General features: G+C 49.3%; 7 protein-coding genes. 4 read left to right on the top strand and 3 right to left on the bottom strand.

The window, feature by feature from the left end:
- Positions 1-938: 938 nt before the first annotated feature.
- Entirely contained in the window at positions 939-1,475 is a 537-nt protein-coding gene (locus ACG2E4_RS13195) for an RNA polymerase sigma factor (RefSeq protein WP_395276849.1), read from the top strand.
- Positions 1,476-1,665: 190 nt separating this feature from the next.
- Here the strand turns inward: ACG2E4_RS13195 and pdeM are convergent, their stop codons facing one another.
- Both pdeM and ACG2E4_RS13185 read right to left on the bottom strand, forming a co-directional pair.
- Entirely contained in the window at positions 1,666-2,343 is a 678-nt protein-coding gene (gene pdeM / locus ACG2E4_RS13190) for a ligase-associated DNA damage response endonuclease PdeM (RefSeq protein WP_395276848.1), read from the bottom strand.
- Between the two features lie 2 nt (positions 2,344-2,345).
- Positions 2,346-4,814: a ligase-associated DNA damage response DEXH box helicase gene (locus ACG2E4_RS13185; RefSeq protein WP_395276847.1), complete on the bottom strand. Its 2,469-nt coding sequence runs from the start codon at positions 4,812-4,814 to the stop codon at positions 2,346-2,348.
- A 200-nt stretch (positions 4,815-5,014) separates the two neighbouring features.
- Here ACG2E4_RS13185 and ACG2E4_RS13180 point away from each other — a divergent pair, with 200 nt between their 5' ends.
- The 3 genes from ACG2E4_RS13180 to acs all read left to right on the top strand — a co-directional run bounded on the left by ACG2E4_RS13180 (position 5,015) and on the right by acs (position 9,275).
- The gene (locus tag ACG2E4_RS13180; RefSeq protein ID WP_395261613.1) at positions 5,015-5,278 is read left to right on the top strand and encodes a DUF4212 domain-containing protein; all 264 of its coding nucleotides are present in this window, start codon (positions 5,015-5,017) and stop codon (positions 5,276-5,278) included.
- A 141-nt stretch (positions 5,279-5,419) separates the two neighbouring features.
- On the top strand, positions 5,420-7,135 hold the full coding sequence (locus tag ACG2E4_RS13175) for a sodium:solute symporter family protein (protein WP_395276846.1): 1,716 nt from the start codon (positions 5,420-5,422) through the stop codon (positions 7,133-7,135).
- A gap of 241 nt (positions 7,136-7,376) precedes the next feature.
- The gene (gene acs / locus ACG2E4_RS13170) at positions 7,377-9,275 is read left to right on the top strand and encodes an acetate--CoA ligase (RefSeq protein WP_395261615.1); all 1,899 of its coding nucleotides are present in this window, start codon (positions 7,377-7,379) and stop codon (positions 9,273-9,275) included.
- Between the two features lie 147 nt (positions 9,276-9,422).
- Here acs and ACG2E4_RS13165 read toward each other — a convergent pair whose 3' ends face one another.
- The gene (locus ACG2E4_RS13165) at positions 9,423-9,791 is read right to left on the bottom strand and encodes a hypothetical protein (protein WP_395261616.1); all 369 of its coding nucleotides are present in this window, start codon (positions 9,789-9,791) and stop codon (positions 9,423-9,425) included.
- Positions 9,792-9,910 lie beyond the last annotated feature (119 nt).

Genomic DNA, 9,910 nt, shown 5'->3' with positions numbered 1-9,910 from the left:
AGGGTGGCATCGGTGACGGATCCGCACGCGGCGGCGGTCCCGAGGATGAGGATGAACGCGAATGTTTTGGCGGCAAATGTTTTGATGGTCTTCATAACTATGCTGTTTTTTAGGATTATGGATTGCGAAAGTAAATCTATTTGCAGGTTCTTATTTACAAGAAGGTAAATCTTCCCATCAGAATAAGAGTGATCTTTCAGGTAATTGTTACAAAAAAATATGCCTTCTTGGTTTTTAAGTGTGCAAATATCTTTTGTAACAATTTATTAGACTAATATAAATTTTAAAATAAATACAAAATTTGTAGGTAACATAAATTATTATGTTATTTTATTATTACAGTTTATATTATAAATTAAATTTCAAAAGGAATCTAGCGTTTGTTTGAGTTTTAATATTTTATAAATTTTGATAACTCTCGGCGAGGTAAATGCCCTCATTGCTATGAATTTCTTGCAGAACCCAATAGTTGTCTGCAGTTTTTTGGTGACAGGCGTGAATATCCGTATTTCCGGGAATTCGAAATCCTCATTTATGGAGTCTAAGCTCCGGTTACGAATCCGTTCAGGTGTTGACCCTGACCAAAACCCCTGGTTTTGCAAAACCCTTAAATCGGGATCTGAAAATATGAGTACGTCGCTTTGGCCGCGCCCCTGAGATGCTGAATTCTGAAGGCACAGATCTTTATTGAAGAAAGGAACACTGGCAAGTTATTTCTTTATATTAAAGGGCGTGCAAAATCGTTGGTTTCCGGTCCCGGTATTTTTACAATGCGGATTTCTCAAAAAAAGACAATAGATTGTGGTTTCGAACACGCTCGGTGACTGGCGCTGGAAAATCCCGGGTTTTTAAAGCCCTGTTTTTTCAAATTATGGAGCTAAAACAGAAATAGGTAGAGATTTATCCCATTGAGTTCTTCCAGAGTTGATTATTCAGAGTTGGTTTTCGCTTTACAGGAAAATAGGGAGGCCAAAGCAAATGAGCTGCTCGAAGAGCTGCTTCCCCGTTTGATCGATTACCTGAAAGTGACGATGGGTGCGTCCGAGCAGGATGCGGAAGAGTGTGTGCACCAGGCGATATTAAATGTATTGGAACAGATCCGAAAGGATAATATTCGGAGGGAGAAATATATATTCATGTATATGATCCGGGCGTGCAAACATGAATATATTCGTTATGCAAAAGATAAGCACAAATTTAACCATCCAATTGAGGATCATGAACAGCACATGGTGGAGCCGGCCGAACAATATGAAAACCTGCTGGAAGAAGAGCGGCAGGTAATTCTCAGAGAGTGCCTGCAGGAACTGCGACCCAAATCAAGACGATTTATTAAATATTTTATAGATAAACCGCAGGCAACAACAAAGCAGGCCAGTGACCATTTTGATATATCAGGGGCCAATGTTCGAACCAAGAAGTCGCGGATTTTGAGTCGCCTGCATCACTGCGTGAAGAGAAAATCCAGCCAGTAGTCATACCGCCTGGATGGACATAAATCCCAAAATTGTACAAGACACACAAGACAAATTTTTTGCCAATCTGACTTACACATCTTTTTTTTGTTTAGAAACTACGGGATGTATTCATCTCCTGCCAGGTGATCGCCGCTTCATAGTTCTGAATGGTAACCTGGAATGGAATTTTATGCTTGCAACCGGTAGTTCAGCTTGACCTATCAAAAGGTAAAATATGATCCTCAACGACGGCATACACCCGGTCGTTTGGGGCCGGTTTTACCACATGCGTACCGGTAAAGGCCCCGAATGCTGGTAAAATTCCTTTGTTTGCACTAAAATAGAAACAGGGCAACTTCATTGATTGGCGACCTTTGCCCCGCAGTCTCACAGCCGGATGAATATGTCCGCTGAGCAGGTAACCGGGACGAGTACCATGACGTTGCAGCGTTTCGGGATCGTGGACAAGTAAAAACGGCCCGATTCGTAGCTTGTTAAAGAGGTTGATGTGCGAGGCGTGGTACGCCTGGTGTTCCAGGATGTCATGATTGCCCATGACGAGTGTAATTTCGAGGCGTGCATGGCGCGATCTCCACTCAAAAAAATGATCCCACTCCCGGTTTTTTCGGCTGTGGAACAGGTCGCCCAGCATAATGAGATGCCGAGCATCCACCGATTCCAGCAGGTGGTCGAACCGATCCAGGTTGGAGACGTTGAGATGACCAGGCACGGGGATGCCGTTTTTGCGAAAATGTCCCGCTTTGCCCAGGTGAAGGTCGGCCACCATCAATATCTGCTTTTCCTCCCAAAAGAGAGCGTGTTGCGGCAGCAGCCACATTGACTGTTGCTGCAACTGAATTTTTCGGGCATTTGCCACATCGATCATAATCAAACTTCGTTCTCGAGTTCAACCTGCATTCTTTTAACCTGGTCAATCAGTTTTTCTGAAGTAAGTCGTTCACGAAGCCGATCTACCATAATGGGAAAGGCGAACGGGGTGAATTTTTTGGTATTCTTCAGCGTAATTTTTTGAGACTGAATGCGCTTCAGGGCTCTGCGCAATCGCGCTTCATCCAGCTGGTGGGAGAGTACCTCGTCATAGGCTTGTTGCAGGAGCAGGTTGTCGGGTTCATATTCAGAAAACACATCGAAAAAGAGGCCCGATGACATCTGAAGGTGCCTTCCCGTTTTTTTCTGACCGGGAAATCCCGGGAAAATCAATCCTGAAATCTGGCAGATTTGCCGAAAGCGGTGCCGGGCCATTTCGGTGTCATTGAGACTGGAGAAAATGTCTTCCACCAACTGTTTGTCTGAAAAAAGATTTTGCTTCAGCGCTTTTTCTATGGGGATATCCTGATCCGAGAGGAGTTCGAAACCGTAGTCGTTCATCGCAATGGAGAAGGTGATCGGGGTCATTTGGGAGATCCGGTAGGCAATCAGTGCAGACATCCCCTCATGAACATAGCGACCTTCAAATGGAAAGAAGAACAGGTGACAGCCTTCCTCCGAGAATGTTTTTTCGATGACCAGCTCATCCTCATCCGGGAGCATCGACCAGTCGTTTTGCACCTTCAGAATAGGTTGTATGGCAGTCAGCTCGATATCCTTGGAGGTGCCTTCAATCGCTTCGTGGATTTTTTGGCGCAGCAGTTTTGACATGTTGGAAGAGAGCGACATCCGTCCGCCCATCCAGCTGGGGACAATCGCTTTGGAGGCGTTGGAACGGCGTACATATGCCGTCATGTCTTTGGTGCGGATCAATTCCACTGCACGACCGGCAAACCAGAATGTATCACCGGGGTTAAGTCTGGTGATAAACCACTCCTCAATATGGCCCAGCGTGGCTCCTTTCATATATTTCACCTTCATCATGGTATCGCTGGTGATAGTACCGATCGACATCCGGTGGCGGCGCTTTATTTTTCGGTCCGTTACTTTGTACAGCCCCTTTTCCTGAACCAGTTTTGAATACTCGTCGTAACGGGTCAGGGATTTACCGCCGGTAGTCAGAAACTGCATTATCCAGTTCCATTCCTTTTCGGAAAGCGCCTGGTAGGCAAAGGTTGTTTTAAGTTCTGAGAAAATCTGCCCGGGATGAAAGCCCTCCGAGACTCCAAGGGTGACCAGGTACTGGACAAGCACATCGAACGGTTTAAGGATCGGATCCCGGCTTTCGAGGGCCGTCCTGTTTTGCGCGGCTGTTTTAAGGGCAGCGGCTTCAAACAGTTCCAAAGCGTTGGTCGGAACGAAATGGATTCGGCTCGTAGCCCCGGGTTGATGACCGCTGCGCCCGGCGCGCTGCAGGAAACGGGCCACCCCCTTGGGACTCCCCACCTGTATGACCGTCTCCACCGGGGTGAAGTCTACGCCCAGATCCAGGCTGGAAGTACAGACCACCGCTTTTAGTGCTCCTTCATGCAGCGAAGTTTCTACCCATGAGCGTATTTTGGGATCCAGGGACCCGTGGTGGAGGGCGATAGAGCCTGCCAGTTCCGGCTGGGCCTCCAGCAGTTGCTGGAACCAGACCTCTGACTGCGAACGCGTGTTGCAGAAAATGAGTGTGGAGTGGCTTTTCTTGATAATGGGCAATACTTTTGGAAGCAGCCGGGTACCGAGATGCCCGGACCACGGGAATGTTTCCACATCATCGGGCAGCACAGAACGGACCTCCAGCTTTTTTTCAACGTCCGCTTTGATGATAACCGAGGAGTCGGAGTTGTGATCAGCTCCCAAAAGAACCTGCAATGCCTCGTCAATGTTGCCGATTGTCGCGGAAATGCCCCAGATCTGGAGCTCTTTTTGGAGGTGCTTCAGCCGGGAGAGTCCCAGCTCTACCTGCGTGCCGCGCTTCGATCCCAAAAGTTCATGCCATTCGTCCACTACAACCGCCTGCAGATCCTCAAAATAGGTCGGATATCCTTTTTGCGCCAGCAGAATATGCAGGCTTTCCGGGGTCGTGATCAAGACTTCGGGCATCTGCTGTTTCATTTTTCTCTTTTTGTACGCGGAGACGTCCCCGGTACGGCGTGCCACCTCCCAGGGAATACCCAGTTCATCAACCACGGTTTGGAGAGCCTGTTCAAGATCTTTTGCCAGGGCCCGCAGCGGGGTGATCCACAAAAGCTGAAGTCCGTTGCCGGTCAGTTCGCGATACGTTTCGGGATGTTCGTTAATCCACCGGATCAGGATCGGGATCCACAGAGCATAGGTTTTTCCGCTTCCGGTCGGGGCGTTGAGTAAGCCGTTACGGCCGGATAATACGTTATTCCAGACCTCCCGCTGGTAACTGAACGGTTCCCAGGCCCGTTCTTCAAACCACGTTTCAATAATCTTTAACCCTGGATGTTGCTTCGACATTTTTTTGTTTTTTCATTCAATGAGGACTAACGCAAACGATCGAAATATAATTTATAAACTGTTGCAAAAAACAGCGACAGAAACAGATTTGGTATTTGACTTACTCCTCGAACACAATTATTTAGGAGACTGGAATAATTGCAGGGCAGCATCCTGCCTTGTACGGGGATAAGCTATGATAAAACCAACGCATTAGCAGCATGGAAAAGAAGGAGCATTTGGAAGGATACTGGCGTGCCAATCTAAAATATGTCGGTATCCTGTTGTCGATCTGGTTCGTCGTTTCTTTCGGTTTTGGAATACTGCTTGTGGAACCGCTCAATACCATTCAGATTGGTGGATTTAAACTGGGGTTCTGGTTCGCCCAGCAGGGATCGATCTACGTGTTTGTGGTGCTCATTTTCGTCTACGTCTGGCTGATGAACCGGCTGGACAAAAAGTTTGATCTGGATGAAGAGGATTGATGCCCGACTTTAGATCCGCGGGTACCGTTACCCAAAACTGCGACCTCGAGTGAAATGATATAAGCGAGCTTCCCGGGCACAGGTCGCAGGATCTTTTTAAAGGAAAATTTGCTAACTGCTATTTAAATTTAAGGATAGAATATGGGAATTCAGGGATGGACCTATTTATTAGTCGGACTCACATTTGCAGTGTATGTAGGCATCGCGGTATGGTCGCGTGCCGGTTCCACCAGTGATTTCTATATCGCCGGAACCGGTGTTTCGCCCCTGGCCAATGGCATGGCTACTGCCGCCGACTGGATGTCGGCCGCCTCCTTTATATCCATGGCTGGCCTGATTTCGTTTATGGGCTACGACGGGGCCGTGTACCTCATGGGATGGACCGGCGGCTATGTACTCCTGGCACTGCTGCTGGCACCATACCTCCGAAAATTTGGCAAATTTACGGTACCCGACTTTATCGGAGATCGCTATTACTCGAACCTGGCGCGTACCGTTGCGGTTATTTGTGCTGTTATCGTCTCCTTTACCTACGTGGCCGGCCAGATGCGCGGGGTGGGCGTCGTCTTTGCCCGTTTCCTGGAGGTGCCGGTGAATATAGGCGTCTACATCGGTATGTTGATTGTGTTTTCCTATGCCGTACTGGGTGGAATGAAAGGGATCACCTACACCCAGGTGGCACAGTATTGTATTCTCATTTTTGCATTCATGGTTCCCGCCTTCTTTATCTCTTTCCAGTTGACGGGCGTGTTTATTCCCCAGATCGGCTTTGGGAGCACACTGGCCGACAGCTCTACCTACCTGCTTGAAAAGCTTAATCAGCTTAATACCGATCTCGGGTTTTCGGAATATACCTCCGGAACGCGTTCCATGATCGACGTATTTGCTATTACGCTGGCACTAATGATCGGGACCGCCGGACTCCCGCACGTGATTGTACGGTTTTTTACGGTACCCAAGGTCCGTGATGCACGAAAGTCGGTAGGCTATGCATTGCTCTTTATCGCCATCCTCTATACCACGGCACCAGCCATTGCCGCTTTTGCCCGCGTCAACTTGATTCAAACGGTCTCAAATACCGAATATACGGAGGTACCCGCCTGGTTTACCACGTGGGAGCAGACCGGGCTCATCGAGTTTGAAGACAAAAACAGTGATGGCAAGATCCAGTACGTGGCAGACGAAAATGCCAACGAACTGACCGTCGATCGCGATATTATGGTGCTGGCCAATCCGGAAATTGCCAATCTCCCCAGCTGGGTGGTGGGACTGGTCGCCGCCGGTGGACTGGCAGCCGCGCTTTCAACGGCAGCGGGCCTGCTGCTTGTTATCTCAACCAGTATTTCCCATGACTTGATCAAGAAACAGATATATCCCTCAATTTCTGAAAAGATGGAGCTGGTGTGGGCACGGGTGGCCGCCGGGTTTGCGGTCATCGTGGCGGGCTATTTTGGAATCAATCCCCCCGGATTTGTAGCTGCCACCGTGGCCCTTGCATTCGGGCTGGCTGCGGCTTCGTTCTTCCCGGCTATCTTGCTCGGAATATTTGACAAGAGAATGAACCGGGAGGGGGCCATTACCGGTATGATTGTAGGAATTTTGCTGATGCTTTTTTACATGATCAAGTACAAGCTCGGCGGATTCGGAGGGGGAACGGAGGCCGACTGGTGGTTTGGTATTTCACCGGAAGGATTCGGTACCATTGCCGGCCTGGTGAATCTCGTGGTCGCATTTACCATTTCGCGGCTGACCTCCACCCCCCCGGAGGATGTACAGGAGATGGTGGAACAGATCCGGTATCCCGCACAGGTAGTCAGGGGTTTTGATGAGGAATCACCGCCAGATAGCGAGTCATAGCTAACTGTAGCTCAATGTAGTAACTCGTCGAATATCGCGTGGCAGGAAATTGCTGGTGCAGGGGCCGAAGGCAAGCCTCAGCGTGGAATCGAGCTTTCCTCCAAATTTCTGTAAAAACAATTAAAGTCGGTGTTTTCTTTGAAACAGAATGGGTATTTAAACTTGATTCTGATCTTAAATTATTTAACATACGAGAACCAAAGTTTAACGAAATTTCAATTAGCAACAAGGGGATGAACCTATGTGGTTGAATATTAAATCTTTTGAGGAATACAAGAAGGTCTATGATGAAAGCATAAAAAATCCCGAAGCGTTTTGGGAGCATGAAGCGGGTACCTTCTACTGGCGCAAGCGTTGGGACAAAACGCACAGCGGCAGCTTTGAAGAGGGGAACGTCAAATGGTTTGAAGGCGGCAAAATGAATATCACCGAAAATTGCCTGGATCGGCACCTGAGCACGATGGGCAACAAGCCCGCCTTTATTTTTGAACCCAATCACCCGGATTCTTTCCGCCGGACGATCACCTACCGCCAGCTTCACGAAGATGTGTGCCGGTTTGCCAATGTGCTGCAGGAGCAGGGCATACGAAAAGGCGACCGCGTGGCAATCTATATGGCGATGACCCCGGAACTGGCTATTGCAGCCCTGGCCTGTGCGCGGATCGGGGCCGTTCACTCCATCGTTTTTGCCGGGTTTTCGGCCCAGTCGCTGGCCGAGCGCATCCAGGACTGTGACGCCAAAATGTTGATCACAAATGACGGGTTGCGGCGGGGCGACAAGCACGTACCGCTGAAGGATATTTCAGACGAAGCGCTGGAAGAGTGTCCCTCGGTGGATAAAGTGATCGTCTGCCAGCGAACCAACCGCGAGATCGACTGGGTGGAAGGGCGCGACCACTGGTGGCACATGCTCATCCGCAACGCCTCGAAAGAACACAAGGCGGTGGAGATGGATGCAGAAGATCCGCTGTTTATCCTGTATACTTCCGGCTCCACGGGCAAGCCGAAAGGACAGGTCCACACGTGTGGTGGCTACATGGTGTATGTCAGCTACACGATGCGGAATGTATTCCAGGTAGAAGAAAATGATGTGTACTGGTGTACGGCGGACGCCGGATGGATTACGGGGCACTCATATGTGACCTACGGGCCGCTGCTGAATGGGAATACCAGCATTATATTTGAAGGTACGCCGACCTATCCCGACCCGGGTCGATTCTGGGAAGTAGTGGAGAAATACAACGTTACTCACTTTTACACGGCGCCAACCGCTATCCGCGCGCTGATGAAGGAGGATATCGAATACGTGAACAAGTATGATCTCAGCTCCCTGAAAGTTCTGGGAACGGTCGGGGAGCCGATCAACGAGGAGGCCTGGCACTGGTATCACGACAAGATCGGGAACGGCGAGTGTCCCATTGTTGACACCTGGTGGCAGACCGAAACCGGCGGCATCATGATTTCCCCGCTTGCGGGCATCACCCCGACCAAGCCGGGTTATGCCACCCTGCCGCTGCCGGGCATTGAGCCGGCACTGGTGGATGAAAACGGCGAGGAGATCAAGGGCAACGGCGTGCAGGGGAACTTGGTAATCAAACAGCCGTGGCCCGGAATGACCCGCGGCATATGGGGCGAACATGAACGGTATATGGAAACCTATTTTACGCCCTATGAAGGATATTACTTTACCGGCGACGGGTGCCGGCGCGATGAGGATGGGTACTATCGCATCACCGGTCGGGTAGACGACGTGTTGAACGTGAGCGGCCACCGGCTGGGCACGGCTGAAATTGAAAATGCCATTGACGAGCATCCCAAGGTCGTGGAATCGGCTGTCGTTGGATATCCGCATGATGTGAAGGGAGAGGGGGTATTTGCCTTCATGATTACCGAAAACAGCGTATCCAGTGCCGAAGATTTTAAAAAGGAGATCCACGACCTGGTTTCTAAAATTATCAGTCCTATTGCCAAACCGGATAAAATCCAGATTGTACCGGGACTCCCCAAAACGCGTTCCGGGAAAATTATGCGCCGTATTCTGCGCAAAGTGGCCGCCGGTGAAGCCGACGATCTGGGAGATACTTCTACGCTGCTCGATCCGAGTGTGGTTGAGGAGATTAGAAACGGCAAGGCGTATTAACGCAGGCTCATGTACGGGCTTTTATTAAACCTCCGGGGTTTTTAGAATCCTGGAGGTTTTTTATTGATAGAAATCACCGTTTTTTCAACTAAAATCACTATAAGAGGGCTTTAAAAACAACGGTTTTGCAAAGGGCTCTATAAAATGTTAACTCCAGAAATACCCCCATGCCAAAAGAATACCGCTGGCGACAAGCAGTGCCAGGCGAAAACGGGTTTTGGTAAAGATGTCGTGGAAGAATAAGCCGTGGGTATAGGGTTTGTCCAACAGCCAGTTATAGTAGTGGTGACGATGCGCAGCACCAAGCGCCATGGTTACGTGCCCGTGAAGAATGGTAAACAGGAATGGCAGGGAAAACAGGAAGGACCCGCTGAAGGCAAAGATCCGGTCAATTTGCAGGTAGCTGCACAGGTAGAGAAAAGGCCATCCGAAAAGGACGATGAGCGGAAAGCACAATCCCCAGTTGATCAGGCTGATCCGTTTAAAATTTTGTTCGCTGAGTTCGGAATGTGACAATTTTTAGTTACTGGTTGTTAGTTATATGAGGGCTTTGCAAAACCCTCTATTCCTCGTTTTAAAGGCATTGTATTCCCGTTTAAAGGTCATAAAGGTCGGTAGTACAGCTACCTCCCAAC

The sequence above is a fragment of the Halalkalibaculum sp. DA384 genome (assembly GCF_043951955.1).
GTDB lineage: Bacteria > Bacteroidota > Rhodothermia > Balneolales > Balneolaceae > JAMQKA01.
This window is presented reverse-complemented; position numbering and strand designations above follow the sequence as displayed.

Bases quoted from the DNA above. Each gene is read 5' to 3' on its own strand.
- ACG2E4_RS13175 (WP_395276846.1), top strand. From the start codon at position 5,420: ATGGGAATTCAGGGATGGACCTATTTATTAGTCGGACTCACATTTGCA.
- pdeM (WP_395276848.1), bottom strand. From the start codon at position 2,343: ATGATCGATGTGGCAAATGCCCGAAAAATTCAGTTGCAGCAACAGTCA.
- acs (WP_395261615.1), top strand. From the start codon at position 7,377: ATGTGGTTGAATATTAAATCTTTTGAGGAATACAAGAAGGTCTATGAT.
- ACG2E4_RS13180 (WP_395261613.1), top strand. From the start codon at position 5,015: ATGGAAAAGAAGGAGCATTTGGAAGGATACTGGCGTGCCAATCTAAAA.
- ACG2E4_RS13185 (WP_395276847.1), bottom strand. From the start codon at position 4,814: ATGTCGAAGCAACATCCAGGGTTAAAGATTATTGAAACGTGGTTTGAA.